Source organism: Jiella mangrovi (assembly GCF_017815135.1).
GTDB lineage: Bacteria > Pseudomonadota > Alphaproteobacteria > Rhizobiales > Rhizobiaceae > Jiella > Jiella mangrovi.
Genome location: NZ_JAGJCF010000026.1, coordinates 19,035 through 44,873, shown reverse-complemented (window position 1 = coordinate 44,873; position 25,839 = coordinate 19,035). Strand labels below are relative to the sequence as shown.

Sequence of the window (25,839 nt, the reverse complement as noted above, 5' to 3'; positions counted from 1 at the left end):
TTTCAAGCCGTCGCCGAAAGATCGGGATCGAAGAAAGTCGGCATCATCGCCGTCGCCAGAAAGCTTCTCACTGTTCTCAACGCCATGCAGAGAGACAGAAAGGCGTTCGAATGAACACAGTTGCCAGGAACGTTATACACAACAGAAGCTTAAACGGCGCACTGGATGCTCGGGACGGAGCCCGAGCATGACGAGCGCGATAGAAGCGGACGCCTAATCTCAGACTGTCAGGCACTCGATATGCGCCGTTCGACGAGACTGCCGTGTGCACTGAATGGACGCACAAAGGACGCTCTAACCTGTTGAATCACCACATCGTGCTTTCCGAAAAACGATTCCGATTTTCGGGCCGATGCTTTAGCGAAAACCGGCAGCGCTGAGTGAAACAGATCACCTCGAAGCCATTCGAACGGCAACGCCGGCTCGATGTGTTCGCCGGCATGCGATAAGCTCTCCCGTCATCACCGACTGCCAGGAGATTGCAGCCGTATGAGAGCCGTGCGTTTCGAGCAGTTCGCGACACCGCCGAAAGTCGTCGAGGTCGATGACCCCGTGCCGACGGCCAAAGGCTGCGTCATCAAGGTCGAGGCGACCGGGATTTGCAGGAGCGACTGGCACGGCTGGATGGGACATGACAGCGGCATTGCGTTGCCGCACGTCCCGGGCCACGAATTTGCCGGTGCGATAGCGGCAGTCGGCAAGGATGTCAGAAACTGGAAGGTGGGCGACCGGGTCACGGTCCCGTTCATCTGCGGCTGCGGCGCGTGCAGCGAATGCCATGCGGGCCATCAGCAGGTGTGTTCACATCAGGAGCAGCCCGGCTTCACCCATTGGGGTAGCTTCGCGGAATATGTACCGATCCATCAGGCCGATCTGAACGTCGTGGCTCTGCCCGAAGCCATGGATTACGCCACCGCTGCAAGCCTTGGATGCCGTTTTGCAACCTCGTTCCGGGCCGTGATCGACCAGGGCAAGGTCAGCGCAGGCCAGTGGGTCGCCGTGCATGGCTGTGGTGGCGTCGGTCTCTCGGCCGTGATGATCGCGAATGCCGCCGGGGCGAATGTGATCGGGGTGGATCTCGACCCGGCCAAGCTGAAGCTGGCAAGGGACCTCGGTGCGGTGGCCGCGATCGACGGCAGGGGCGATGTGGTCGAGGCAATCCAGGAAATCACCAAGGGCGGCGCGCATGTCTCGCTCGACGCCTTGGGGCACCCGACCACGATGACCAATTCGATCCTCTGCCTGCGCGCGCGCGGCAAGCATGTTCAGGTCGGCCTCATGCTGGGCGACCACGCAGCCCCCGCCGTGCCCATGCCGAAAATCGTCGCAAAGGAGATCGAACTGCTTGGCTCCCACGGAATGCAGGCGCATCGCTACGGCGCGATGCTGGATATGGTGAGGAGCGGCAAGCTGGATCCAGCCCGGCTGGTCGGCGACAGGATCAGCCTCGACAGGGCCCCCGAAGCCCTGATGACCATGAATCGATTTCAATCCGTGGGAGCAACGGTCATCACGGATTTCGCAGCCTGATATCGCGCTGGGCTGTCAGCGACCGATCCGCTTGAACTGTTTCAAAAACGCGCGGTCGAGCGGAAAGGGGAGGGAGAAGCCGACTGGCTCGATCGGCTCGTACTCGACTTAAGGTGTTGCGTAGATGCTGGCGCAGCCGAGGTCGGTTCGAACCGCCAAACTGTCTTCAGCGATCCAGGCCATCGCGCATCTCTTTGCAAGGTGCTCCAGCACAAAACTGCGCGGCCGTTCGTCGTTGAAGATATCGTGAATTGAAGCATGGTCACGCCAAGCCACCGCTAGGCGGCTGCCTGAAGGCGACAATGCGATGCTGGCTCCGTCGAGTTTCAATTCTGACCAGTCTTGAGCGGGCCCTCCGGTGCCAAGATCGAGGCAACGCAGTGACCCGCGCCCATATTGCTCGACCACTAGCAGCCTGTTTCCATCTGGCAAAAAGTCCATTTGACGAACCATGGCAAAATCGCCGCGAAGCGTCTGGCGCACCTGCCCCATCGCCATATCGAAGACGGTGATCTCTCCCGGCACCGCGCACAGCGCCAACAGGCTGCCATCCCGGGATAGGGCACCCTCCATCTGAGGAGAATGGCCGCCGTAGAGTTCTGGCTGGGATGGAATTCGCATGATCTCGGCACCGTCATGAAGGTCCAGCACCACCGCAGCGCTCCCGTCGTAGCAAGCAAGACGGTTTCCACCGACGCTAAGGAAGCCGGGGGACGGGCGATACTGCAGCACCTGCGTAGCGATGTTGCTGCCCGGTTCCCATCGCGTAACTCCGCCATCAACTTGCAGCATCATCGACCCAATGGCGGGCACCCATGCGGCCTTCCATACCAATTGTCCGTTCGGCAAGGCGAGACCGGCCGTAACCTCCCCCTCCGTGCTGACATGGACCATGGCGTCGCTCCCGGAACCGTCCTCTTCCTCCCCGTCCACGAAGCGATTGCAAACGAAACCACCTCCATCGAAGGGGGCGATGGCCATGGCGCCGGTGTAAGCGCCGACGATGAAGCGATGCAGCTGCGGCTCGCCCGAAGGTGCATCGGGGGCGCGCAACACCATGCCCTTCTTCAAGCGAGTCCATTCTTCCTTGAGCGCCCAGCGGCGTGCAGCTTCCGCGTCGACGTGGTCCCGGGTGGCTGTTCTCTCGCGTCCCGGGGCACCTTGGCGGACCGTGGTCCCGGCTCCGTCGAGGCAGGTCGTCCAAGTTTTCCCGGACGAAGGATCATGAAGGGCTCTGACGCGCTGCATCCATACTTTCCATCATATGCCTGCTGATACTAGCAGATGGTGGCGGACGGGAAAGAGCGGCGTTGCGCGATGCTGGATATGGTGGAGAGCGGCAAGCTGGATCCAGCCCGGCTCGTCGGCGACAGGACCAGCCTCGACAGGGCCCCGAAGTCGTGATGACCATGGATCGATTTCAATCCGTGGGAACAACGGCCATCACGGATTTCGCAGCCCGATATCGCGCTGAGCTATCATCGATCGAGCCGCCTCAATGCTGAAACAGAATACAATGAAAGTGTTTCAATTTCGAGCGCGACATGGGGCAAAGGAACCCGCCTTCGCTAGTGCGGGTTTGCTAATTCAGCGAAGCCATCGTCGTGCAACGAAATCGGAATATCCAATCATATTTCCAATAAGGCTGAGCGCGGCTGTAATTAAAATAATTATGAGGAATGTAAAATTGGAAGGAAATGGGAAGTTTTGGTAATTTATCACGGATACAAACATTATTACGTCCAAAATAAAAGCAATTGACGTACTAATCGATACCATGAGCCAATATTCTCTTCCGAGTGGTGGACTGCTTTCGCGTCGAGTATAAAAATAGAGGGTTGTGAAACACGATAGCAGAACCGTAATGCCGCTTACGGCTGATCCGGATGCTGGAACAGTAGGAAGATAAAAAAGCAATGCAACAATAAAAATTCTCCAGAAAATAAAAGCCGACGTATATATCAGCTGATAGCCGAGCAATTCTTTTAATGGCATCCGAAAATTTCCTCGCCTTGAGCTACATCAGAGAGCGAGAGAATGCGCCGTGACGGCTATCGCGGTTCGCCCTCCTGCTTTCAGCTATGCGATCTGAAACGGAATTGGAAATTCTGTTGCAGGCCCCCGCATCCGTCCTCTCTCCCATCCTACTCCAGCAACTCGCGCTTGAACAACGCATACAGCGCCGCCTTCCGCTCGAACCCCACGCCCGGCGCGTCGGGTAGCCCGACCTGGCTGTCGACCACTGCGACGTCGTCGGCGAAGCCGCCGAAGGGCTGGAAGACGTCCGGATAGGATTCGTTGCCGCCGAGATGCAGGCCGGCGGCGATGTTGAGGGACATCTGGTGGCCGCCATGGGGCACCACCCGGCGGGAGGACCAGCCGTTTTCCGCCATCATCTCCAGCGTGCGCATATATTCGACGAGGCCGTAGGAGAGGGCGCAGTCGAACTGCAGGATGTCGCGTTCGCGGTTCATGCCCCCGTGGCGGATGAGATTGCGGGCGTCCTGCATGGAGAAGAGGTTCTCGCCGGTCGCCATCCGGCCGGAATAATGCTGCGAGAGCTCGGCCTGGAGGGCGTAGTCGAGCGGATCGCCGGCTTCCTCGTACCAGTAGAGATCATAGGGCTCGAGCGCTCTCGCATAGGCGAGGGCGGTCTTGAGATCGAAGCGGCCATTGGCGTCGACGCAAAGGTTCTGGCCTTCGCCGAGGACGGATAGCGCGGCCTCGACCCGTTTCATGTCGTCCGCCAGCGGGGCAAGGCCGATCTTCATCTTGGCGACCTTGTAGCCGCGATCGCGGTAGGACTTCATCTCGTCCTTCAGGCCCTCGATCTCCTTGCCCGGATGATAGTAGCCGCCGGCGGCATAGACCCAGACGCTGTCGTCGGCGATGCCCTCCCGGTAACGATCGGCGAGGAGACGATAGAGCGGTTTTCCCGCGATCTTGGCGACGGCGTCCCAGACCGCCATGTCGATCGTGCCGACGGCGACCGAGCGCTCGCCGTGACCGCCGGGCTTCTCGTTGGTCATCATCACCTTCCAGATGGCGAAGGGGTCGAGATTGTCGTTCTCACGGTCGATCAGGGCCTCAGGATTGGCCTCCATCAGCCGCGGAATGAAGCGCTCGCGCATCAGCGCGCCCTGGCCGTAGCGGCCATTGGAGTTGAAGCCGAAGCCGATGACGGGTTCCCCGTCGCGGATCTGGTCGGTGATCACCGCGACGACCGAGCAGGTCATCTTCGAGAAATCGATGAAGGCGTTGGCGATCGGGCTGGCGATCGACACGGTCTTTTCGCGGATCTCGGTGATGCGCATGGGGTGTGCCTTCCTGAGTGGCGGGGAATGCGTCTACCCCCCTCTGCCTGCCGGCATCTCCCCCACAAGGGGGGAGATCGACGTTTTCATTGCCTCGGCCAGCCTTCCTGCCGATCTGCACGGACAGACCGTTGGAGAGACGCTCCGCCATTCGGGCAGGCCCGATCTCCCCCCTTGTGGGGGAGATGCCCGGCAGGGCAGAGGGGGGTGCCTCGCGCCACACAGCCGGGCAGTCGGCGCAATGTCCTAGCCCGCGATTACGCTGGCGATCGCCTCGCCGCATTCCTTCGTGTTCGCCTTGCCGCCCATGTCCTTCGTGCGCGAGGCCGTGTCGGCGATCACCGTTTCGATGGCCTCGATCACCGCCTGTGCGGCTTGCGGATGGCCGAGATGGTCGAGCATCATCGCCGCCGACCAGATCTGGCCGATCGGATTGGCGATGCCCTGTCCGGCGATGTCGGGGGCGGAGCCGTGCACCGGCTCGAACATCGAGGGGAAGTCGCCTTCCGGATTGATGTTCGCCGACGGCGCGATGCCGATCGAGCCGGCGACGGCGGGCCCGAGATCGGAGAGGATGTCGCCGAAGAGGTTGGAGCCGACGACGACGTCGAACCAGTCCGGGTGCTGGACGAAATGGGCGCACAGGATGTCGATGTGGAACTGGTTCGTCTCGATGTCCGGATAGTCCGCCTTCACCGCCTTGAAGCGCTCGTCCCAGAACGGCATCGTGTGGACGATGCCGTTCGACTTGGTCGCCGAGGTCACGCGCTTGCGCTCGCGGGTCCTTGCGAGTTCGAAGGCGTAGCGCATCACCCGATCGACCCCGCGCCGCGTGAAGATCGCCTCCTGAATGGCGATCTCGTCCTCCATGCCGCGATAGAGCCTGCCGCCGGCCTCCGAATACTCGCCCTCGACATTTTCGCGCACCACGTAAAAGTCGATGTCGGCCCGGCCGCGTCCTGCAAGCGGGCTGGTTGTCCCCTTGAGCAGGCGGCAGGGGCGCAGATTGACATATTGATGGAAGGTTCGCCGGATCGGGATGAGCAGGCCCCAGAGCGAGACGTGATCGGGCACGTCCGGCCAGCCGACGGCGCCGAGAAACACCGCATCGTGCTGCTTGAAACGCTCCAGCCCGTCGTCGGGCATCATCTTGCCGGTCTTCTTGAAGACGTCGCAGCTCCAGTCGACCTCGTCGAACTGGAAGGCGATGTCGAACTTGCGGCCGACGGCCTCGAGGACGCGCATGCCCTCCGGCACGACCTCGCGGCCGATCCCGTCACCGGGAATGGTCGCGATCTTGAAGGCGTTCGTCTTGTGCATCGATGATTACTCCGCAGGTCGGTCGGCCCGAAACCGCGCGCCGAGGCGCGGCTTCGGAGGGTCAGAAGAACAGGCCGCGCGGCATCGGGATCAAAAGGACGTCGGCCATCAGGAGATAGAAACCGGTGAGGATTGCGAGCCCGATCACCAGAAGGACGACGATCTCCTTGGCCGGCAGCCGCTCGTGTGTGGCAACGGCCATGATGGAGAAGAAGCCGAGGACGCTGGCGACGAAGAAGCCAAGCACCGGAATGAGCGCCACCCAGGCTGCGATCAGGATCAGGAAGGCGATCCGTCTCGCCATGGAGCCGGGTGTCTCCGCTTCTGCCCCGGCACCCGCTTCCGGCATGTCGGCCGCTTGCGCCTGACGCATCCCGATGAACAGGTTGCGCGCGATCAGGATCAGCGAAAAGACGATCATCGCCACCGAAATCGTGATCGGAAACACCGAGCCGAGTGGCGACATCGTCCCGGTCGAGCTGATCAGCAGCGCTCCGAAGGCGACGAAGCCGACGGCGACCAGCGTCCCGGAAGGATCATGCAGCTTCATCGCCCGTCCTTTCGCCGTTTCAACGCGATCTGCCATCGCCGCTCTCCACCATGATGTCGGTTTGGGACCGTCTCGCCCGTGCTGCGCCGATCGCCTTGGCGATGAGGGGGTAGAAAAGCGTCAGTGCCGAGAAGACGATGATCACCAGCGAAATCGGCCGTCCGAAGAACATCCCGAGGACGTTCTGCTGGGCATTGCCGATCAGATAGCTCTGGACGAAGCCCTGCTCGGCGATCTGCCCGAGGACGAGGCCGAGGACGATCGGCGAAGGGGCGTAGCCGGCACGGTTCAGCACCCAGCCGACGACGCCGAGGCCGATCATGACGGCGGTGTCGTTGAGGTTGTTGTGGATCGCGAAGGAGCCGATCACGGTCAAAAAGGCGATGGTCGGGACGAGAGCGGCCTTCGGAATGGAGATGATGCTCTGATAGGCGTAGCGGCCGACCATCAGGCCGATCGGCAGCATCAGGATCGTGCCGATGATCAGGCCGAAGATGAAGGTGTAGACGATCTGGCTTTGCGCGGTGAAGAGCGCCGGGCCGATCTTGATGCCCTGGACGAGAAGGGCGCCCAGAATGACGGCATCCGGCGGGGTGCCGGGAATGCCGAGGACGAGGGTTGGAATGAAGCCACCGCCGACGGTCGCGTTATTGGCCGATTCCGTGGCGATGATACCGCCCGGGTGGCCCGTGCCGAAGCGCTCCGGCGTCTTCGAGGAACGTCTCGCTTCGGAATAGGACACGAGGCTTGCCACCGATCCACCGGCGCCCGGCAGGATCCCGACGAGCGTGCCGATGACGGAAGAGCGCAGGAGATTGACCTTGTCGCCCATGACCAGCCGGAAGGCTTCCTTCAGCCTGAAGCCCGTCTGCGCCCCCTCCACGCGAAGGTGGGGGTCCTTGGTGGCGATCAGATCGATCAGCACCGGAATGCAGTAGAGCCCGATCAGGCCGGCGACGATGTCGATGCCGCCGAGGAGGACGTGGCTGCCCATGGTGAAGCGGACGTCGGCGCCGATGACCGCGACACCGACCATGGAGAGGATCAGCCCGAAACAGGCGCCGATCAGCCCCTTCATGAGATTGCCGACGGACAGCGCGGAGATCAGTGTCAGCCCGAAGACCGCCAGCCAGAAATATTCCGGCGGCCCGAAGGCGAGGGCGATGCGCGCCAGGGGCGGCGCCAGGAACATCAGGAACAGCGCGCCGACGAGGCCGCCGGTGACGGAGGCGATGGTCGACAGCGTGACCGCCAGCGCGCCATCGCCGCGCTTGGCCATCGGGAAGCCGTCGAAGGTCGTTGCGATGGCGGAGGGCGTTCCCGGCGTGTTGACGAGGATCGCAGAATAGGAGCCCCCGTAGATCGCGCCCGTATAGATGGCTCCGAGCACGATCAGGCCGGAAGCGGGATCCATGGTGAAGGTAAAGGGCACCAGCACCGCCACCGCCATCGTGGCGGAGAGGCCGGGAAGCGCGCCGATGACGATACCGGCCAGCACGCCGACGGCGGCGAGCATCATGTTGATCGGCGTCAGCGCCTCTGCCAGATAGCCGAGCTTGTCCATTGCGAAGGCCTCGATGGGTCGCGGGCATCACACGGGCGGAGGCTCCGGTGTCGAAGCTCCCGCCCGACGAGATCGGGTGAAGGCTATTTCTGGGCGATGCCCATCAGCTTGGCGGTCGCCTGGTAGTCTTTCTCGCGCTCGGCCATGAACTTCGGCACGTCGGCGTAAGGCACGTTGATCACGACGAAGCCGCCATCCTCCATCTTCTTGATGAAGTCCGGATCCTTGTTCACCGCGTCGAGCCGGTCGGACACCGCCTTGCGAACGTCCTCAGGAGTCGACTTGGGCACCGCGACGCCGCGATAGGCGCCGCCCACCATGTCGTAGCCGAGCTCCTTGAAGGTCGGAACGTCGGGGAAGCTCGGAACCCGCTCGTCGGCGGCAACCGCCAGCACCCGCACGGCGTCGCCCTGCGAGATCGCGGCGGTCGTGTAGCTGAAGCCCGCCAGAACCTGGCTGCCGAGAACCGCGGCCGTTGCCGGGCTGGTGCCAGAGAACGGAATATAGGTGGTGGTGACGCCGGCGAGCTTGTCGAACTTGGTCTGCGCGACGTCGTTCGCCGAATTGGTGCCGGAGCCGGAGAACGTCACCAGGCCGGGATTGGCCTTGGCATAGTCGACGAGATCCTTCAGCGTCTTGAACTGGCTGTCCTTGGGAACGATGATCGCATCGGGCGTATACTGGAAGAAGTAGACATTGGCGATGTCGTCGGTCTTGTAGCCGACGTCCTGGGCCATGGGCTGCAGGATGATGTGGGGCAGGTTGGTGCCCATGATCGTATAGCCGTCGCCTTCCATGCCGTTCAGCTGCGACCAGGCCTGCGCGCCGCCCGCGCCGGTTACATACTGGATGACCATGGGCTGGCCGGTGAGCTTTTCCCAGACCGGCTGCTGCAACCGCGCCGCCACGTCTGATTCACCGCCCGCATTGAACGGGATGATGTAGTTGACCGGTTTCGTCGGATAGTCCTGAGCGCTGGCGGCGGCGGTGAAAAGACCGGCGGCCAGAACGACGCTCGTGAAAAGCGAACTGATGCGCATGAATTGTTCTCCCTGACACGCGACCACCCGTTGAAAGGGGCACTTCCTCCAAAGTGCGCCCGGGCGACCCGTTTCCGCATCAGGACCGAAGCGGTGCGGGTTGTCAACAATGCATTCGTTGTTCCATGCATCAGGGAATGCAAGGATGCCTTGTAGGGTATGGATACGAAGGCTACTGTCCGTTCCCGGGAGGACGAGATTGCATGACGAGCAAACGGTTGCTGTATGACAGCAGCGTGGCCGCGCGTCAGCCGACCCTGGTCGGGGCGGCCTATTCGGCGATCAAGGACGCCATTCGCGACGGCTTCTTCCCGCCCGGCTTTCAGGGCTCGGAGCTGGAGATCGCGCAGCGGCTCGGCATGAGCCGGACTCCCGTTCACCAGGCGATCATCCAGCTGCAGGCCGAAGGCATGGTCGAATTGCGGGCCAAGCGCGGCGTCGTCATCGTCGCGCTGTCACCGGACGACATGCGCGAGGTCTACGATGTCATCATCGCCGTGGAGGGCATGGCGGCGCAACTGATCGCGGTCATGCCGCCGTCGACGCGTGAACGCGTCTGCGCGTCCCTCGACCTTCTCAATCGGCAACTCGGCGCAGCGCTCGCAAAGGACGATCTTTTGGCCTGGGCCGATCATGACGGGCGCTTTCACGCAGCGCTCGTTGCCGGCGCGGGCAACGGGCGCCTGGAAAGGATCGCGACGATCAACATCGACCAGTCCTATCGGGCACGCCGCGTCACACTGGGGCTGCGCCCCAAGCCCTTCCACTCGCTCGGCGAGCATCAGGCGATCATCGACGCCCTGCGTGCCGGCGATGCCCGCCGTGCCAGCGATGCGGCCCAGGCGCACAAGGTGAAAGCCCGCGATCTTATCATCGAGCTCCTGGTCCGCCACAATATGCGCCACCTTTGACCGGCAGGTGCGTTTTTTGTACTCGCAAGAGCCGCGTGTGCCATATGCCCCAGCCTTCGCCCGAAGATGCGAAACCGTCCCTGTCTGGCAGGCGACATGTGAAAGCCAGGAATTGCCGGCAAAGGCCGCTGGACGATCTCAGGATCGGGGCACGCCTTTCGCCCAGTCCTTTCTCAAGAGCCTTTCAGGGGCCGCTTGTCGGCCCGTGTCCGCTATTTCTAGCGGAGCGGAGGTGTTCATGTTTTGGTTTTGGTTTTTGGATGACAGAAGTGTCACCCCCTTGTTTCTTGACTGAAGAACGCCCTTGAAGGGTTCGAACATTACCCTCGGCGTCGTCGCGAGCCACTTCGCCAGCCCCCTCGCCTCCTCGAAGAACGGCGCCACCTGATCGGTGATCCTGACGATCAGGCCGAGATGCATGCCGCGCGAATTGCGAAGCGTTTCGAGTTCGACATAGCCGAAGCGCACGAGATCGATCAGGTAGCGCCTTATCGTGCGCGTCGAGCGGGCCATGATGTTTCCGGCCGTGCCCTTGGTGATCGTCGTCTCCCTCCCCTTCCCGCAGCGGGCGCGCAGCACCTGGAGGAAGGCCTTGGCGTTGGGTGTCAGGCGATCGTCGCGGGCCGCGGTCGTCGCCATCGGCTGGGCATATTGGCGGCTTTCATTCGGCGACGGGCGCTGATGGCGCGGCCGGGCGACCGGCGGGCGGCTTTTGCCCCGCGCGCCCTCTGTCCTCGCCACGGGCTGCGTCGGCGCCGCGCCAATCGCGGCGGACCGGCGCTGTGCCTCCGCGAGCGAGATCAGACCGGCGCGCTGATCGCGCCAGATCGCTGCACGCGCCGTGAAGGTCGGGTGCGGGGCCGCCACTTCCTTGGGTGTCCAGGCAAACAGATCCGTTCCCGCCCCCTCCCCCGTGTCCGAGGCATGGGTGGGCATTGGCACGCCTTGCGGCGCACAGAATTGTTCTTCCGCCATCGTCTCTTCCTTGCGCGAGGCAAAGCAACGCCGTGGCGGGAAACCGCGATTTCAGTTGACGATGTCAGCGAAGGAGGCTAAGTCTGAATTCGACCAAGATATCCAGAACAGGCTCCGCGGCTCCCGCTTCGGGGCCTTTTCTTTTGCCGTTCACGTCTCCTTCGTTTTCGTTTCACGCCCTGACGGCGCCCTCTTCATCCGGCGGCGGTCGCCGCCGGCATGGTCCGATCGAGCCGCCGAGCATCCGGCCCGGCTTCAAACGACATGATCCAGGGTCTGAGCCCGTTCCGCCCGGCGCCACCGCATTGCGGCTTGGGCGGCTCAAATCTTTCCCCGTCCCGAAGGATGCGGATCGCGTCGTTGCCCCTGCCTCATCGCGCTTTTCGACCTATCCTGTCCGAAACTGAACGCGACTCGGCTGAGTCTGTGCTAAAGCCTAGCGGTATCGCGAAGCTGACGCTATAGACCTGCTAAACGAAGTTTTTCCGTCAGGAGACGCCTTGACCGCGAGTGCTGAAAATCCTGCGGGCGGCAAAGATGCCGCTGCCGTCATCGCCCGTCATTCCGACATCCTGTCGCGGCAGCTCCATGCCATGCGCCAGAGCCTGTTTCCGCCCGAAGCGCGCAAGTCGCTGCGCAGCTTCACCAGCCGGGAGGTCGCCGACCTTCTGAACATCGGGGAATCGACGGTCCGGCAGATGGCGATCGACGGCGAAGCGGTGACGCCGACCCAGCTCGACAATGGCCGCAAGCTCTACACCCTCGCCCAGGTCAACGGTCTGCGGCGTCACCTCGCCGAGAAGCGGCCGAACCAGGCCCACAAGTTCCTTCCCGGACGGCGCGAGGGCGACCACCTGCAGGTTCTGGCGGTGGCCAATTTCAAGGGCGGCTCGGCCAAGACGACGACCTCGATCCACCTTGCCCACTATCTCGCCTTCCAGGGGCTTCGCGTCCTCGTCGTCGATCTCGATCCCCAGGCCTCCCTCACCTCGATGTTCGGCATTCAGCCCGAATTCGACGTGCCGGCTGACAAGACGCTTTACCCGGTGATCCGCTACGAGGACACGTTGGACTTGAGCGAGGTGATCACCGAGACCTATTTCCCCGGTCTCGATCTCGTGCCTGGCAATCTGGAACTGATGGAGTTCGAGCACGACACGCCGCGTGCCATCGTCGAGGGGCGCTCGCGCGGCGATCAGATGTTCTTCCGGCGGCTGAAGGCAGCGCTGCGCTCGGTCGACGACCGCTATGACGTCGTCCTCATCGACGCCCCGCCCCAGCTCGGCTATCTGACGCTCTCGGCGCTCTATGCCTCGACCAGCATCGTCGTCACCATTCATCCGGCGATGCTCGACGTCGCCTCGATGAACCAGTTCCTGGCGATGACCAGCGATCTCCTCTCCGTCATCGAGGGTGCCGGCGGCACAATCCGGCAGGACTTCTTCCGCTATCTTCTCACACGGCACAATCCGCATGACCTGCCGCAGGTGAATGTGGCGACGCTTTTGCGCACCCTGTTCGGCGAGCATGTCTGCGTCACCCCGGTCCTCGAGACGACGGCCATCGCCAATGCCGGGCTCGAGAAGAAATCGCTTTACGAGATCGAGCGCGGTACGATGAATCGCGATACGCTGAGGCGGGCGCTCGACGCCGTCGATGCGGCGAATGCGGAGATTTTCGGTCTGATCAAACAGGCCTGGGGGCGATCATGAGCAAGGCGAGCGAGCGGGCCAAACGGATGAAGGCGATGTTCAGCGAGGCGCCATCGGCCCCGGATGAGACGTCGCAGCCGCCTGCCCGCAGCGCGCCGGCGGGCGCCGTGCGCTCGCTCGAATCCTCGCTTTCGCGGATCGAGCAGGAGAACGAGGCGCTGCGTCGGCGCATCGCCGAGGAACACCACGTCGTTGATCTCGACCCGCAGATGATCGAAGCTTCCTTCGTCCAGGACCGTCTCGTGGCGATCGAGGCGGACACCGGCTTCGGCGAACTGATCGACAGCATTCGCGAACACGGCCAGCAGGTGCCGATCCTGGTTCGGGCGCATCCGAAGACGCAGGGACGCTATCAGATCGCCTACGGCCATCGGCGCTGGAGAGCCTGCGCGCATCTCGGCCGGTCGGTGCGGGCGATCGTCACCGATCTCAGCGACGAAGAGATGGTGGTCGCCCTCGGCAAGGAGAACACCGAGCGCAAGGATCTCACCTTCATCGAGCAGGCCTTGTTCGCGAGCGAACTCAAGCGACGCAACTACAAGCGCGAGACGATCGCGGCTGCGCTGTCGCTTCCGCCCACCAATGTCTCCAAGCTGACCAAACTCGCCGAAGCGGTTCCGCGCGAGATCATCGAGGCGATCGGACCGGCGCCGAAGATCGGTCGGCCGCGCTGGGAAGCCTTGGCGAAGGTGATCGAGCAGTCCGGCGTGGCATCGGCCTTGGCCAGCATGACGGCATTGATCGAGGCTGCGGACTGGATCGACCTCGACAGCAACGCCCGCTTTGCGCGCTTCTACAAGAACTACGCGGCAACGCCCCGTGAACCGGGCGAGCGACTGTTCAAGGGGCAGGGGGTCACGGTCCTCCAGAACGGCTCGGACAGCTCGGCGACCTTCCGGATCAGCGACCCGAACGACACCGGCCTCGTCGCGCATCTGCGCGATGCGCTTCCCGGTCTCGTCGAAGCCTATCTTCAAAAGACCGGTTCGAACCGCCGGAGGTGAAGACGGCGCCCATGCGCCATGGTTGACCCGTCGCCGGAGAGGTGGCAGCTGCCACCTCGATCCGAAAGTGGCAGCTGCCACCTTTTCCAAAAGATACCAATCCCGGCTCGGAATGCGCATCCGGCTACCGGCTCTCCGACCTCCGCATCACGACACGCGGCCGGTTCATTCGTCATCCGTACCGGTTCGCCCTTTCAGCGGAACTGCTCGACCTTCAGTCCGAGGTCGGCGGCGACCTTCGACCACGCCTTGTCGGCGGTGACGACGGGAACGGCAAGCTTCTGGCCGAGCGCGAGACAGGCGCGATCGCCATGGCTGAGACCATAGGGTTTCGTCAGTGCGAACATGGCACCGGCGCTGAATGCGAGGTCGAGATCGAGAGGCTGGACGATCAGCCCCAGCGACAGGAACAGCTCTTCCGCCTCATTGCAGCTCATGCCGTTCTGACAAAGCTTGGAGACGGTCTCCTGGACCGTCAGGGTCGAGACCGCCGCTCCGGCATCGATCCAGCCCTCGACCGTCCCGGCGCCCCGTTCCGCGAAGGCGTAAGCGAGGATCGCCGACGTATCGACGACGCAGGCGATCACGCGCCGTCGCCCGTCTCGTCCGGTCGCGTCGCGGCATCGGGTTCAATGCGGGCGATTTCCCGCTCGGCTTCGTCGCGCTTTTCGGCGAGAAACTCGTCGACGACGCTGACGCCGGGACGGGCGTATTTCCGGGCAATGGCCTGCGCGCGCTTGCGCCGAAGCCGCGCCGTGGTCAATCTGACCTCGTCGCCCTCCGCCTCGATCAAGACCCTGTCGCCCTTCGAAAGCCCCAGGGACTTGCGCAAATCGGCAGGCAGCACGACACGCCCGTTCTCCTGCATCGGCAATTCGTAGAGTTTCATCACACTCTCCACAGGCTGGTCGCTCACCGCTCAGGGGACGACCTCAGGATATCGATCCTTCGATCGAGGAACCGGCCAGATTATCCTGGACTGGCCGGGACGCTCGACTGGTAAAAGATGCCCCAATGGGTCAAGCACTCTTGATATGGCACATCGGCGCAACAATGGCCATAAAGCACCGACAGGTCCGGCCTGTCACAATGACAGGCCGGGCAGGATCTGAGGAGGATCTCGACGTCGGAGTGCTCTGCGTCCCGCGGGACGCCATAGAACACGATGCTCGAAGGCGGGCCACGCCCTGAGCGAAAAGGCGCACCATTCGACGCGACGTCAGTCTCGGACCTCGCGCCGAGCATCCAGGAACGTTCGACCAAACAGAAGCTTCATCGGCGCACTGGATGCTCGGGAGGATCGCGGCGTTGTGCGACGAGGCAGGGCCGTGACGTGTCGATTGCAAGGGGAAGAGCAGCCGGCGGTGCGCGGCGGGACCAACCCCATGGAAGACGCTTGCCGCCGAAGGACCATCCGCGTCGCACGTTGCGATCAAGGATGACGAGGGGCGAGGAGAGGCGCCTCGAATGTGATGCGGTGGTTGCGGGGTTTCGAAAAAGCCGCCTGCGCCGAATTCTCCTTTGCCGCGACCCGTCCGAAAAGGCCGTCCAGCGGCCGATCGTCCGTCGTCGGGCCGACACGAAGGCCGCTTGACAGCTGTCGATTTCCCGATCAACATCTACAATTATGGAGTTTATTACCTAATAGAGGAACATGGCGATGCTCAAATCCGTGACTGTGATCCTGGCCGCGGCGCTGGGATCGGTGGCAACGCCGAGCCTCGCCGGCGGCGTCGTCAACGTTGCCATCGTCGGCGAGCCCGATACCCTCGATCCGATGGTCTCCACCAAGGACGTCGTCTCCATCGTCACCCAGCACGTCGTCGAGACGCTCTACACCTTCGACGGATCATGGAACGTGGCGCCGCTGCTTGCCAAGGATCTTCCGACGATATCCGAGGATGGCAAGACTTACGACATCGCGCTGCGCGAGGGCGTCACCTTCTCCGACGGCTCCAAGCTCGATTCCGCCGATGTGGTCGCCTCCCTGGAGCGCTGGCTGAAGATCGCCTCGCGCGGCAAGACGGTCGCCGACAAGGTCGAGAGCATCACGGCGAAGGGCCCCGACGCGGTCGAGATCAAGATGACCTCGCCCTATGCGCCGCTTCTGTCGCTCCTCGCCTTTTCGAACTCGGCGGCGGCGATCTATCCGTCCGAGATCGTCCCCAAGGGCGACGCTCCGATCGACAAGGTGATCGGCACCGGCCCCTACAAATACGGCAAGCACGTCCCGGATCAGTATCTGCAGCTCGTGCCCTTCAAGGGCTTCGTGCCCCGCAAAGACCCCGCCAATGGCGGCGCCGGCAAGCGCGGCCAGGGCCCGGACGAGATCCGCTTCATCCCGGTTCCCGATCCCAACACCCGCGTCGAGGGCCTCGTCTCCGGCCAGTTCGACTTTGCCGACTCGCTGCCGGCGGAAAGCTACGATCGGCTGGAGCCCAGCGACAAGGCCAAGCCCGTTCTCCTGAAGGATTTCGGCTGGCCGGTCTGGGCGATCAATCACAAGGCCGGCCTTCTCACCAACAAGACGATCCGCCAGGCGCTGCTCGCGGCTCTGCCCTTCGACGACATGCTTTATGCGGCCTTCGGCGACGACAAGTTCTTCAAGGTCGATGGCGCGCTCTATCCGGAGGGCTGGAAATGGCACACCGAAGAGGGCACCGAAGCCTATAATCAGAACGATCCTTCGAAGGCGGCCGAACTCCTCAAGGAGGCCGGTTACGACGGCAAGCCGCTGCGCATCCTGACCTCGCGCCAGTACGAGTTCCACTACAAGATGGCGGAAGTCGCCAAGCAGGCGCTGGAAGCGGCGGGCTTCAAGGTTCAGATGGACGTCGTCGACTGGGCGACCCTCGGCCAGCGCCGCAACGACCCGGCGCTGTGGGACATCTACATCACCCACTCGCCCTTTCTGCCTGAGCCGGCGCTGACCGACATGTGGTTCCCCGCCTCGCGCATCGGCTGGTCGAATCCACAAAAGGACAAGACGGTCGACGCCTTCGTCGCCGAGACCGATCCGGCCAAGCGCGAGAAGCTGTTCGCCGAGATGCAGAAGGAAAACTACGACGACGTCGGCTTCATCAAGGTCGGCAACTTCAACGCCCTTCTCGGCGAAGCCAAGACCCTCGGGGGCGTGCCGCCCTCGCCGTGGCCTTACTTCTGGAACGCCTCCAAGAAGTGAGGCCCGGGGCCGGACGGATCGAGGGTGGAGCGGGCGGCATTGGGGCGTCCGCCGGCTCCACCCGAACCCGTCCCGATCCCAAGTCCCGTTTCCCAGCCCCGTTCACGATGACGGACGCTGCTCGCCTTTCACCTCTCCCACGACACGCATTGCTCCCCCGAAACGGCTCGTGCGCATGCTGAAATACATTCTGAAGCGTCTGTTCGGCATGCTGGTGGTGCTGTTCCTGGTGCTCACCATCACCTTCGTCATCGTGCGCGTCGCGCCGGGCGACCCGGCAGCGCTGATGCTCGGCCCGGACGCCACGCCCCAGGATGCGGCGGAGCTCCGTGCCACCCTCGGCCTCGACCAGCCGATCCTCGTCCAGTACGGGAAATTCATCCTCAGCGCCGTGCAGGGCGATCTCGGCCAGTCGCTGTTCTTCCACCGGCCCGTCCTCTCCGTCATCGCCGAGCGGGCCGAGCCGAGCGCCTTTCTGGCCCTGTTCTCGCTCATCATCTCGATCGTCATCGCCGTGCCGATCGGCATCTTCGTCGCCTATCGGCGCGGCGGCGTCGCCGATCAGGGCGCGGTCTCGACCGCCATGCTCGCCGCCTCGGTGCCATCCTTCTGGACCGGCCTCGTCCTGCAACGCTGGCTCGCCTCGGATCTCGGCTGGTTTCCTGCCTCGGGCTATGGCGGTCCAGCCGCCGGTTTTCTCGACCGGATGGGCTATCTCGTCCTGCCCGCCATCGTTCTCGGCATCGTCAATTCGGCGCTGATCTTGCGCTTTACCCGGGCCTCGATGCTCGACGTTCTCGGCGAGGACTACATCCGCACCGCCCGTTCCAAGGGCATGTCGGAGGGCCGCGTCGTGATGAAGCACGGCCTGAAGAACGCCGCGATCCCGATCGTCACCGTCGTTGGCCTGACCTTCGCGCTGCTCGTCTCCGGCGCGGTCGTGACCGAGCGCGTCTTCAACATTCCCGGCATGGGCAGCCTCGTCGTCGGCGCGGTCCTGAGGCGTGACTATCCCATCATCCAGGGCACGCTGATCGTCGTCGCGACCCTCTACATCCTGATCAATCTGTGCACCGACCTCCTCTATCTCCTGATCGACAAGCGAGTGCGTTACTGATGACCGCGGCAGCGTCGACCTCTGAGGATCCCGGGCTCTGGAAGACCCTTACGGCACGGCCCGCGGTGCTCGTCGCCCTCGTCGTCTTCGGGGCGATCCTGGCCGCCGCGATCCTCGCGCCCTGGATCGCGCCCGCCGATCCTGCCCGCATGTCGGTCCGCGCGCGGCTTTCGCCGCCGCTCGGCGACTACATCTTCGGCGCCGACGCCTTCGGCCGCGACGTTCTCTCACGGCTGCTCTTTGCCGGTCGGGTGTCATTGTCGATCGGGCTCGGCGTCGCGGTCCTGTCGACGGCGCTCGGCATCGTCATCGGTCTGGCGGCGGGCTTCTTCCGCCGGCTCGACGCGCCGCTGTCGCGGCTGATCGATGCGATGATGGCCTTTCCCGACATTCTCCTCGCCATCGCCCTCGTCGCGATCCTCGGCGGCTCGGCCGCCAACGTCGTTCTGGCCCTGTCGATCGTCTACACCCCGCGCATCGCCCGCATCGTGCGCGCGGCAACGCTGGTTATCCGGGAATTGCCCTATGTCGAGGCGGCGAGGGCGCTGGGCTCGTCGAACCTGTCGATCATGGTCTGGCACGTCCTGCCCAACATCGTCTCGCCGATCACCGTCCAGGCGACCTTCATCTTCGCCTATGCGATGCTCGCCGAGGCCGGGCTGTCCTTCCTCGGCGTCGGCGTCGATCCCTCGATCCCGACCTGGGGGACGATGGTCAACGAGGGCCGGCAATATATCGACCAGGCGCTTTATCTCATCCTCTTTCCCGGCATCGCCATCTCGCTCGCCGTCCTCAGCCTGCAGCTGATCGGCGACGGCCTGCGCGATGCGCTCGATCCCCGTCTCGCAAAGGACGTCTGACCTTCTATGGCCTTCACTCTCACCAATTTCCGGCCGATCGGCCTTCGCAGCGGACCCGCCAGCCTTCACGTCGGCGACGACGGTCTGATTGCGGAAGCCCCGCCAGCGGGCGCCGAGACGGTCGATTGCGGCGGCGCCTATCTCTCACCGGGCTGGTGCGATCTGCACGTCCATGTCTGGCACGGCGGCACCGACATTTCGATCCGGGCCTCCGAGGCCGGGCGCGCGACGGGCGTGACCGCCATGGCGGATGCCGGCAGCGCCGGCGAGGCGACGTTCCACGGCCTGCGTGAATATGTCATCGATCCCGCCGCCGAGACCATCAAGGCCTTCCTCAACATCGGCTCGATCGGCCTCGTCGCCTGCAACCGGGTGCCCGAGCTGATCGATCTGCGCTCCATCGACATCGACCGGACACTCGCCGTCATCGAGGCCAATCGCGACGTCATCTGCGGGGTGAAGGTGCGCGCCTCCGGCGTCATCGTCGGCGACTGGGGCATCACGCCTGCCAAGATCGCCAAGCGTGTCGCCGAGATCGTCAACCTGCCGCTGATGGTGCATGTCGGCGAGCCGCCGCCGCTGATCGACGAGGTCTTCGACATCCTGACCGAAGGCGACATCGTCACCCATTGCTTCAACGGCAAGAAGGCCGGCTCGATCGCCGATACCGAGACTTTGTGGAACCATGCGATCAGGCTGGCCGGCGAAGGCATCCGCATGGATGTCGGCCACGGCGCGGCGTCCTTCGACTTCGCAGTGGCGCGCAAGGCCATCGAGCGGGGGCTGAAGCCATGGTCGATCTCCACCGACCTCCATCTCAACAGCATCCGCTCGCCGGTCTACGACATGGCGACGACCATCGCCAAGCTGCTCGCCGTCGGACTGCCGATGGAAGACTGCATCGCCGCCGTCACCGAGCGTCCACGCCAGCTGCTCGGTCTTTCCTCGGGCTTTGAGGTCGGAGCGAAAGCCGATTTCACCGTCTTCGACGTGGCGGAATCGGAAACCGAGACCGTCGATTCCATGGGCAATCGCCTGCGCCTTCAAAAGATGCTCGAACCGCGCCTGACCGTCGTCGGCGCGAGTGTCATGGAAGCGGCGCGGCGCCAGCCATGAGCGAGGCTCCGATCCTCGAAGTCGCAAAGCTCAGCGTCGCCTTCCGCTCGCGCGGGCGGGCGGTGACGGCGCTGCGCGACGTCAGCTTTGCGATCGAGGCGGGCAAGACCCTCGCCCTCGTCGGCGAAAGCGGATCGGGCAAGTCGGTCACGTCGCTCGCTCTCCTCGGCCTGTTGCCGCCCAACGGCAAGGTCACCAGCGGGCGGGCAAGCTACCGCGCCCGCTCCGGCGACAGCCTAGACCTTGCCGGGCTGTCGCAGCGCGATTTCCGCAAGATCCGCGGCAGCGAGATCGCGATGATCTTCCAGGAGCCCATGTCCTCGCTCAATCCGCTCTATTCCATCGGCGACCAGATCGGCGAAATGCTCGATCTGCACGAAAACCTCGACGGCGCGACCCGCCGCCGGCGGGTGATCGAGATGCTGGAAATGGTGGAGATCCCCGCCGCCGCCTCGCGGCTCGGCAACTATCCGCACGAGATGTCCGGCGGCATGCGCCAGCGGGTGATGATCGCTCTCGCGCTGGTCTGCGCACCGCAGCTTCTCATCGCCGACGAACCGACGACGGCCCTCGACGTCACGGTGCAGGCGCAGATCCTCGACCTGATGCGCCGGCTGCAGCGGGACATGGGCATGTCGATCCTGTTCATTACCCACGATATGGGCGTCGTTGCCGAAATGGCCGACGACGTCGCCGTGATGTATGCCGGCGCGGTGGTGGAGGCGGCCAGCGTGAAGACGCTGTTTGCCAACCCCGCCCATCCCTATACGCGCGGCCTGCTCGCCTCGATCCCGCGGCCGGGCCGTCCCGAGGGCGAGCGGTTGAAGGCGATCCCCGGCCAGGTCCCGCCGCTGACGGCCTTGCCGCGCGGCTGCGCCTTCGCGCCCCGCTGCGATCTGGCGCTCACCGCCTGCGAGGAACCGGTCAGTCTCGAAACGGTGGCGGCCGGGCATCGCGCCGCCTGCATCCGGGCCAGCGAGGTGATGGCCGATGCCTGACACGTCAGCCGCCATCAGAGAGGAGACAACGAGCGCCGACGCGCCGCTCCTTGCCATCCGCAATCTGTCGAAACACTACCACACGCCCGGCGGCACGGTTCACGCCGTCGAGGATGTCAGCCTCGACATTCCGCGCGGCTCGATCACCGGGCTGGTCGGCGAGAGCGGCTCGGGCAAGACCACCCTCGGCCGCACGCTGCTGCGCCTTGTCTCGCCCACCGCCGGGACGATCCGCTTCGGGGGGGCCGAGCTCACCACCCTGTCGGATCGGGAGATGGTGGCGATGCGCAAGCGCATGCAGATCATCTTCCAGGACCCGGTATCCTCGCTCAATCCGCGCCTCAAGGTCGAGCATATCGTCGCCGAGGGTCTGCGCGCCCACGCCGTGGGAAATCGCGGCGAAAGGCGGGACCGAGTTGCCGCGCTGCTGGAAGAGGTCGGCCTTTCGGCCGACCAGATGAAGCGCTATCCGCACGAGTTTTCCGGCGGCCAGCGCCAGCGTATCGGCATTGCCCGGGCCTTGGCGCTGGAGCCGGAATTCATCGTCGCCGACGAGAGCGTTTCGGCGCTGGACGTGTCGATCCAGGCGCAGATCCTCAATCTTCTCCTCGATCTGCGCGATCGGCGAAACCTGACGATGCTGTTCATCGCCCATGATCTGTCCGTCGTCGATTATCTCTGCGACCGGATCGCGGTGATGTATCTCGGCCGGATCGTCGAGACGGGACCTGCCCGCGACCTCGCGCGCGCGCCTGCCCACCCTTATACGCGAGCGCTTCTGTCGGCGGTGCCACAGCCGGACCCGACCCTTGCGCGCAGCCGCGACGTCCTCGAGGGCTCGATCCCGAGCCCGCTCGATCCGCCGTCGGGCTGCGTCTTCCGCACCCGCTGCCCCCGCGCCCTGCCGGCCTGCGCCGAGCGCTTTCCCGCGCCCTTTGCCATCGGCCCGGGCCGCCACGCCCATTGCATCAATCTCGAGGTCTCATGACTGCGAATCCCACCGCGACGCACCCTGAAGGCGAAAACCCTGTGACCCGGCCGGAGGCCGGTCCCGAGGCGAGGCTGAAGGCCGTCAACATCAAGCTGCCGGCGCTTCCGCCGGCGCCGATCGGCTCTTTCACCAACGTCCGCGAAAGCGGCAATCTCCTCTACGTCTCCGGCCAGGGGCCGGTTCTGCCGGACGGGAGCCTGATGCGCGGCAAGGTCGGCGCCGATGTCGATGCGCAGACCGCCCGCCAGCATGCGGAGATCGTCGCCATCAACATCCTCGCCGCTCTGCGCGGCCATTGCGGCAGTCTCGACGAGATCGGGGGCGTGGTGAAGCTCCTCGGCCTCGTCAACGCGACGCCAAGTTTCGACCGCCACTCCTTCGTCATCGATGGCGCGTCGGACCTTCTCGCCTCGGTGTTCGGCGCAGCGGGGGTGCATGCCCGCTCGTCCTTCGGCGTCTCGTCGCTGCCCAACGGCATCACCGTCGAGGTGGAGGCGATCTTCGAACGTGCCTGAGGCGGGCGCCCTTGTTGCAAGGCCAGTACGAGCTGCCTCAGCGGCCGAGCGAGCGCTCGACGGCGGAGGCTGCCGCGCGCACCGCATCGGCGAGCTCGCTCTCTCGCTCTTCGGCCTTGCGGTCGGGCAGGACGATCGAAATCGTGGCGATGCACGCCCCCGTCTCGCCGCGAATGGGGGCGGCGATACAGGCGACGGAATATTCGCTGGCGTTGAACTGCACGGCGAGGCGGTTCTCGAAATCGATGCGCGCCTGGGCCGAAAGCCTTTCGGGGTCGGTCTCGGCGATGCCCGTCGCCGACGGGCGGGCAGAGGCGGCAAAGGCGGCGAGCCGCTCGCCGTCGCCAAGATGGCCGAGCAGCAGGCGGCCGGACGCCGTCCAGTTGAGCGGCACACGGGTGCCGACGCGCGAGGCCACCTGAAAATGGCCGGGACCTTCCTCCATGCCCACGACCAGCATCATGCCGCCGTCACGGGTGCAGATCTGCACCGTCTCGCCGGTCGCCGCAACGAGGCGCTTCATCTCCTCCTCGGCCCGGCCGAAAGCGTCCAAGCGCTGGCGGTAGATCAGGCCGTAGCGCATCAGGCGAGCGCCGAGCCAGACCGAATTGTCGGGCCCGCGCGACAGCATCTCACGCTCGACCAGCTCGTCGACGAGCCGGTAGATCGTCGAGATCGGCGCGCCGACGGTCTTGGCGATATCATAGGCCGACATCGGCGCGCGCCGCTCCGCCAGCATGTCCATGACCTGCAACGTCCGGTCGATGCCGCTGGTCCGGGTCCTGGCTGTGGTGGCGCTCATGCTATCCTCGCTGAAAGAACCTTCCATAAGAAGGGAACAGGTGTCCGGTCAAGCGATGATCGAGGCCGCTCCCGATTTCAACCGCCATGCGCGCCGCCTTCGCGCCTGCCTCCCTCGATGCCGACAGGAACCTGACGATGCCGACAGCTCCCAACCACAACACCGACTACCGCTCGCGCCTCAATCTTCGCCCCGTCATCAACGTCTCGGGCACGATGACCTCGCTCGGCGCCTCGATCATGCATGCGGACGCGATCGCCGCGATGGCCGAGATCGCCCCGCAATGGATCGAGATGGACGACCTGCAGCGGCGAGCGAGCGCGGTGATCGCGCGGCTGACCGGCGGCGAGGCCGGATTCGTCACCGCCTGCTGCGCGGCCGGGATCTCGATGACCATCGCCGGCACCATGACCGGTACCGACATGCTGGCCATTGAGCAGCTGCCCGACCGGACCGAACGCCTGAAGGACGAGGTCATCCTGCAGCTCGGCCACGCCGTGAACTACGGTGCCCCCGTGGAACAGTCGATCCGGCTGGCCGGGGGCAAGCCGGTCTATGCCGGCACGGCGACGCAGGTGATGCCCTACCACATCGAGAATTCGATCACCGACCGGACGGCGGCGCTCCTGTTCGTCGTCAGCCATCACACCGTCCAGATCGGCCAGGTGAGCCTGGAAGAGGTGGTCGAGATCTGCCGCCCCCGCGGCATTCCGGTGATCGTCGATGCGGCATCGGAATATGATCTGCGCAGCTTCCTCGAGCGCGGCGCCGACATCGCCATCTATTCCGGCCACAAGTTCCTTTCCGGCCCGACCAGCGGCATCGTCGCGGGCCGAAAGGATCTGGTGCGCGCCGCCTATCTGCAGAACAAGGGGATCGGCAGGGCGATGAAGGTCGGCAAGGAATCCATTGCCGGCGTCATGGCCGCCCTTCAAGCCTGGGAAAAGCGCGACCACGTCGGCATTCGCGCCCGCGAGACAGCCGCTCTCCACCTCTGGCAGACCACCGTGAACGCGCTTCCCGGACTTCACGCCAAGATCATGCCCGATCCGACCAACAACCCGCTCGACCGGCTGGAAATCACCGTTGCGCCCGAAAGCGGCTTCACCGCGAACGGCCTCGCCAAGGCGCTCGCCGCCGGCGACCCGCCGATCATCGTGCGCGATCACGAGAGCGAGCTCGGCTTCTTCTATCTCGATCCCTGCAATCTTCATCCTGGCGAGGCCGAGGTGGTGGCGGACGCATTCGAGAAGGTCTTTGCCGCAGAGCGCCCCGCAAACGCCATGGCGCTGCCCCGCCACAGTCTCGCAAGCGCGCTGCGCTGGCCGGACTGAGGCTGGGTCTCCGCGAAAGCCGGTCCGGTGAACGTGGTATCCCGCGGATTGCGCAAGAAGATCCCATCTTCTCGGCGCTGAGTGTCAGGCACTCGATATGCGCCGTTAGCAACGCATCTGCGCAACGTTCCCTGATCAAATCACCCACCAGGTCGACGTCAGCGGGAATGTGGTTGCGCTACCCAGTCGGGAATTGACATCCAGCGCTAAAGGGACCGTTTTCGTGCGCCTCGCCGGCGCCACGACCAAAATATAGCGTCACGTATTTCTGCGCATGCCCGATATGATCGGACATGGTTTTGATGCAGATTGGCCGCCCTGCGGCCCGCTTCGATGCGCCGCCCGATGTAAAAAGGGGCGGGCTTCTTTCTTATCGAAATTGTCTGGCCTTGGGCCCTTGCTCCGTGTTGTCCTGCGATGCGTTGAAGTTCGCGGGTCGCATCGACACATGATGAGGCGAGAAACGAAGGAGGCTCGACCATGACTGACAAGACCGAACGCGCAATTCTTGCCGGCGGGTGTTTCTGGGGCATGCAGCAGCTCATCCGGCGGATGCCGGGCGTCGTCTCGACCCGCGTCGGATATTCGGGCGGCGACGTCGCAAATGCCACCTATCGGAACCACGGCACCCATGCGGAGGCGATCGAGATCGTCTTCGATCCGGACCAGACCAGCTTTCGCGATCTTCTGGAATTCTTCTTCCAGATCCACGACCCTTCGACCCTGAACCGGCAGGGCAACGATCTCGGCGTGAGCTATCGCTCGGCGATCTTCTATACGAGCGACGAGCAGAAGCGCGTTGCCGAGGAGACGATCGCCGACGTCGACGCGTCCGGGATCTGGCCAGGAAAGGTCGTCACGGAAGTCGCCGAGGCCGGTGATTTCTGGGAGGCCGAGCCGGAGCATCAGGACTATCTGGAGCGCATCCCGAACGGCTATACCTGCCATTTCGTCCGGCCGAACTGGAAATTGCCGCGTCGTCAGACGGCCGCGTGACAGCCAAAA

At 64.2% G+C, this 25,839-nt stretch carries 23 protein-coding genes; 13 read left to right on the top strand and 10 right to left on the bottom strand.

Annotated features, from left to right (window positions below; all coding sequences use genetic code 11):
• The first annotated feature begins 489 nt into the window (after window positions 1-489).
• A complete protein-coding gene (locus J6595_RS21610) occupies window positions 490-1,530 on the top strand; it encodes a zinc-dependent alcohol dehydrogenase family protein (protein WP_209597671.1) in 1,041 nt (346 codons plus the stop codon).
• 108 nt (window positions 1,531-1,638) lie between these two features.
• Here J6595_RS21610 and J6595_RS21605 read toward each other — a convergent pair whose 3' ends face one another.
• The 6 genes from J6595_RS21605 to J6595_RS21580 all read right to left on the bottom strand — a co-directional run bounded on the left by J6595_RS21605 (window position 1,639) and on the right by J6595_RS21580 (window position 9,318).
• Window positions 1,639-2,601 (bottom strand): WD40 repeat domain-containing protein, encoded by a 963-nt coding sequence (locus tag J6595_RS21605; protein ID WP_209597669.1) that lies wholly within the window; start codon window positions 2,599-2,601, stop codon window positions 1,639-1,641.
• Between the two features lie 1,073 nt (window positions 2,602-3,674).
• Window positions 3,675-4,844, bottom strand: coding sequence for a mandelate racemase/muconate lactonizing enzyme family protein (locus J6595_RS21600; RefSeq protein WP_209597667.1), 1,170 nt, complete (start codon window positions 4,842-4,844; stop codon window positions 3,675-3,677).
• A 246-nt stretch (window positions 4,845-5,090) separates the two neighbouring features.
• Window positions 5,091-6,164, bottom strand: coding sequence for a tartrate dehydrogenase (locus tag J6595_RS21595; RefSeq protein ID WP_209597665.1), 1,074 nt, complete (start codon window positions 6,162-6,164; stop codon window positions 5,091-5,093).
• A gap of 61 nt (window positions 6,165-6,225) precedes the next feature.
• Window positions 6,226-6,750 (bottom strand): tripartite tricarboxylate transporter TctB family protein, encoded by a 525-nt coding sequence (locus J6595_RS21590; protein WP_209597662.1) that lies wholly within the window; start codon window positions 6,748-6,750, stop codon window positions 6,226-6,228.
• Complete coding sequence (locus J6595_RS21585; protein WP_209597660.1) at window positions 6,734-8,278, bottom strand: tripartite tricarboxylate transporter permease; 1,545 nt, start codon at window positions 8,276-8,278, stop codon at window positions 6,734-6,736. Before J6595_RS21585 ends, J6595_RS21590 begins: the two co-directional genes overlap by 17 nt.
• An 83-nt stretch (window positions 8,279-8,361) precedes the next feature.
• Window positions 8,362-9,318, bottom strand: a complete 957-nt coding sequence (locus tag J6595_RS21580) for a Bug family tripartite tricarboxylate transporter substrate binding protein (protein WP_209597658.1) — start codon at window positions 9,316-9,318, stop codon at window positions 8,362-8,364.
• 203 nt (window positions 9,319-9,521) lie between these two features.
• Here J6595_RS21580 and J6595_RS21575 point away from each other — a divergent pair, with 203 nt between their 5' ends.
• Window positions 9,522-10,229, top strand: a complete 708-nt coding sequence (locus J6595_RS21575; protein ID WP_209597656.1) for a GntR family transcriptional regulator — start codon at window positions 9,522-9,524, stop codon at window positions 10,227-10,229.
• 138 nt (window positions 10,230-10,367) lie between these two features.
• Here the strand turns inward: J6595_RS21575 and J6595_RS21570 are convergent, their stop codons facing one another.
• Window positions 10,368-11,204, bottom strand: coding sequence for a helix-turn-helix domain-containing protein (locus J6595_RS21570; RefSeq protein ID WP_245199030.1), 837 nt, complete (start codon window positions 11,202-11,204; stop codon window positions 10,368-10,370).
• 500 nt (window positions 11,205-11,704) lie between these two features.
• Between J6595_RS21570 and repA the strand changes: the two genes are divergently transcribed.
• Together repA and repB are read left to right on the top strand one after the other, a co-directional pair.
• The gene (repA, locus tag J6595_RS21565; RefSeq protein ID WP_209597655.1) at window positions 11,705-12,916 is read left to right on the top strand and encodes a plasmid partitioning protein RepA; all 1,212 of its coding nucleotides are present in this window, start codon (window positions 11,705-11,707) and stop codon (window positions 12,914-12,916) included.
• A complete protein-coding gene (repB, locus tag J6595_RS21560) occupies window positions 12,913-13,920 on the top strand; it encodes a plasmid partitioning protein RepB (RefSeq protein WP_209597653.1) in 1,008 nt (335 codons plus the stop codon). Before repA ends, repB begins: the two co-directional genes overlap by 4 nt.
• A gap of 194 nt (window positions 13,921-14,114) precedes the next feature.
• Here repB and J6595_RS21555 read toward each other — a convergent pair whose 3' ends face one another.
• Together J6595_RS21555 and J6595_RS21550 are read right to left on the bottom strand one after the other, a co-directional pair.
• Window positions 14,115-14,507 carry a type II toxin-antitoxin system VapC family toxin gene (locus J6595_RS21555; protein ID WP_209597651.1) on the bottom strand — a complete coding sequence of 131 codons (393 nt, stop codon included), beginning with the start codon at window positions 14,505-14,507 and terminating at the stop codon, window positions 14,115-14,117.
• Window positions 14,504-14,809, bottom strand: coding sequence for an AbrB/MazE/SpoVT family DNA-binding domain-containing protein (locus J6595_RS21550; protein WP_209597649.1), 306 nt, complete (start codon window positions 14,807-14,809; stop codon window positions 14,504-14,506). Before J6595_RS21550 ends, J6595_RS21555 begins: the two co-directional genes overlap by 4 nt.
• Window positions 14,810-15,580: 771 nt before the next feature.
• Here J6595_RS21550 and J6595_RS21545 point away from each other — a divergent pair.
• The 7 genes from J6595_RS21545 (at window position 15,581) to J6595_RS21515 (ending at window position 22,698) form a co-directional block, all read left to right on the top strand.
• Window positions 15,581-17,101 carry an ABC transporter substrate-binding protein gene (locus J6595_RS21545; RefSeq protein ID WP_209597647.1) on the top strand — a complete coding sequence of 507 codons (1,521 nt, stop codon included), beginning with the start codon at window positions 15,581-15,583 and terminating at the stop codon, window positions 17,099-17,101.
• A 175-nt stretch (window positions 17,102-17,276) separates the two neighbouring features.
• Window positions 17,277-18,218: an ABC transporter permease gene (locus tag J6595_RS21540; RefSeq protein WP_209597645.1), complete on the top strand. Its 942-nt coding sequence runs from the start codon at window positions 17,277-17,279 to the stop codon at window positions 18,216-18,218.
• Window positions 18,218-19,078, top strand: coding sequence for an ABC transporter permease (locus J6595_RS21535; RefSeq protein ID WP_209597644.1), 861 nt, complete (start codon window positions 18,218-18,220; stop codon window positions 19,076-19,078). Before J6595_RS21540 ends, J6595_RS21535 begins: the two co-directional genes overlap by 1 nt.
• Before the next feature lie 6 nt (window positions 19,079-19,084).
• The gene (locus J6595_RS21530; RefSeq protein WP_209597642.1) at window positions 19,085-20,194 is read left to right on the top strand and encodes an amidohydrolase/deacetylase family metallohydrolase; all 1,110 of its coding nucleotides are present in this window, start codon (window positions 19,085-19,087) and stop codon (window positions 20,192-20,194) included.
• Complete coding sequence (locus tag J6595_RS21525) at window positions 20,191-21,192, top strand: ABC transporter ATP-binding protein (RefSeq protein WP_209597640.1); 1,002 nt, start codon at window positions 20,191-20,193, stop codon at window positions 21,190-21,192. Before J6595_RS21530 ends, J6595_RS21525 begins: the two co-directional genes overlap by 4 nt.
• Window positions 21,185-22,180 (top strand): ABC transporter ATP-binding protein, encoded by a 996-nt coding sequence (locus J6595_RS21520; protein ID WP_209597637.1) that lies wholly within the window; start codon window positions 21,185-21,187, stop codon window positions 22,178-22,180. Before J6595_RS21525 ends, J6595_RS21520 begins: the two co-directional genes overlap by 8 nt.
• Window positions 22,177-22,698 (top strand): RidA family protein, encoded by a 522-nt coding sequence (locus J6595_RS21515; protein WP_209597635.1) that lies wholly within the window; start codon window positions 22,177-22,179, stop codon window positions 22,696-22,698. Before J6595_RS21520 ends, J6595_RS21515 begins: the two co-directional genes overlap by 4 nt.
• A 37-nt stretch (window positions 22,699-22,735) precedes the next feature.
• Here J6595_RS21515 and J6595_RS21510 read toward each other — a convergent pair whose 3' ends face one another.
• The gene (locus J6595_RS21510; RefSeq protein ID WP_245199029.1) at window positions 22,736-23,500 is read right to left on the bottom strand and encodes an IclR family transcriptional regulator; all 765 of its coding nucleotides are present in this window, start codon (window positions 23,498-23,500) and stop codon (window positions 22,736-22,738) included.
• 137 nt (window positions 23,501-23,637) lie between these two features.
• Here J6595_RS21510 and J6595_RS21505 point away from each other — a divergent pair, with 137 nt between their 5' ends.
• Window positions 23,638-24,834 carry an aminotransferase class V-fold PLP-dependent enzyme gene (locus tag J6595_RS21505; protein WP_209597630.1) on the top strand — a complete coding sequence of 399 codons (1,197 nt, stop codon included), beginning with the start codon at window positions 23,638-23,640 and terminating at the stop codon, window positions 24,832-24,834.
• A 480-nt stretch (window positions 24,835-25,314) separates the two neighbouring features.
• A complete protein-coding gene (msrA, locus tag J6595_RS21500) occupies window positions 25,315-25,830 on the top strand; it encodes a peptide-methionine (S)-S-oxide reductase MsrA (protein WP_209597628.1) in 516 nt (171 codons plus the stop codon).
• Window positions 25,831-25,839: the final 9 nt, after the last annotated feature.

What these genes read in the sequence shown, in the direction of transcription:
- J6595_RS21610 (WP_209597671.1), top strand. Translation starts at nt 490, where the DNA reads ATGAGAGCCGTGCGTTTCGAGCAGTTCGCGACACCGCCGAAAGTCGTC.
- J6595_RS21600 (WP_209597667.1), bottom strand. Translation starts at nt 4,844, where the DNA reads ATGCGCATCACCGAGATCCGCGAAAAGACCGTGTCGATCGCCAGCCCG.
- J6595_RS21595 (WP_209597665.1), bottom strand. Translation starts at nt 6,164, where the DNA reads ATGCACAAGACGAACGCCTTCAAGATCGCGACCATTCCCGGTGACGGG.
- J6595_RS21590 (WP_209597662.1), bottom strand. Translation starts at nt 6,750, where the DNA reads ATGGCAGATCGCGTTGAAACGGCGAAAGGACGGGCGATGAAGCTGCAT.
- J6595_RS21585 (WP_209597660.1), bottom strand. Translation starts at nt 8,278, where the DNA reads ATGGACAAGCTCGGCTATCTGGCAGAGGCGCTGACGCCGATCAACATG.
- J6595_RS21580 (WP_209597658.1), bottom strand. Translation starts at nt 9,318, where the DNA reads ATGCGCATCAGTTCGCTTTTCACGAGCGTCGTTCTGGCCGCCGGTCTT.
- J6595_RS21575 (WP_209597656.1), top strand. Translation starts at nt 9,522, where the DNA reads ATGACGAGCAAACGGTTGCTGTATGACAGCAGCGTGGCCGCGCGTCAG.
- J6595_RS21570 (WP_245199030.1), bottom strand. Translation starts at nt 11,204, where the DNA reads ATGGCGGAAGAACAATTCTGTGCGCCGCAAGGCGTGCCAATGCCCACC.
- repB (WP_209597653.1), top strand. Translation starts at nt 12,913, where the DNA reads ATGAGCAAGGCGAGCGAGCGGGCCAAACGGATGAAGGCGATGTTCAGC.
- J6595_RS21550 (WP_209597649.1), bottom strand. Translation starts at nt 14,809, where the DNA reads ATGAAACTCTACGAATTGCCGATGCAGGAGAACGGGCGTGTCGTGCTG.
- J6595_RS21545 (WP_209597647.1), top strand. Translation starts at nt 15,581, where the DNA reads ATGCTCAAATCCGTGACTGTGATCCTGGCCGCGGCGCTGGGATCGGTG.
- J6595_RS21540 (WP_209597645.1), top strand. Translation starts at nt 17,277, where the DNA reads ATGCTGAAATACATTCTGAAGCGTCTGTTCGGCATGCTGGTGGTGCTG.
- J6595_RS21535 (WP_209597644.1), top strand. Translation starts at nt 18,218, where the DNA reads ATGACCGCGGCAGCGTCGACCTCTGAGGATCCCGGGCTCTGGAAGACC.
- J6595_RS21530 (WP_209597642.1), top strand. Translation starts at nt 19,085, where the DNA reads ATGGCCTTCACTCTCACCAATTTCCGGCCGATCGGCCTTCGCAGCGGA.
- J6595_RS21525 (WP_209597640.1), top strand. Translation starts at nt 20,191, where the DNA reads ATGAGCGAGGCTCCGATCCTCGAAGTCGCAAAGCTCAGCGTCGCCTTC.
- J6595_RS21520 (WP_209597637.1), top strand. Translation starts at nt 21,185, where the DNA reads ATGCCTGACACGTCAGCCGCCATCAGAGAGGAGACAACGAGCGCCGAC.
- J6595_RS21515 (WP_209597635.1), top strand. Translation starts at nt 22,177, where the DNA reads ATGACTGCGAATCCCACCGCGACGCACCCTGAAGGCGAAAACCCTGTG.
- J6595_RS21510 (WP_245199029.1), bottom strand. Translation starts at nt 23,500, where the DNA reads ATGAGCGCCACCACAGCCAGGACCCGGACCAGCGGCATCGACCGGACG.
- J6595_RS21505 (WP_209597630.1), top strand. Translation starts at nt 23,638, where the DNA reads ATGCCGACAGCTCCCAACCACAACACCGACTACCGCTCGCGCCTCAAT.
- msrA (WP_209597628.1), top strand. Translation starts at nt 25,315, where the DNA reads ATGACTGACAAGACCGAACGCGCAATTCTTGCCGGCGGGTGTTTCTGG.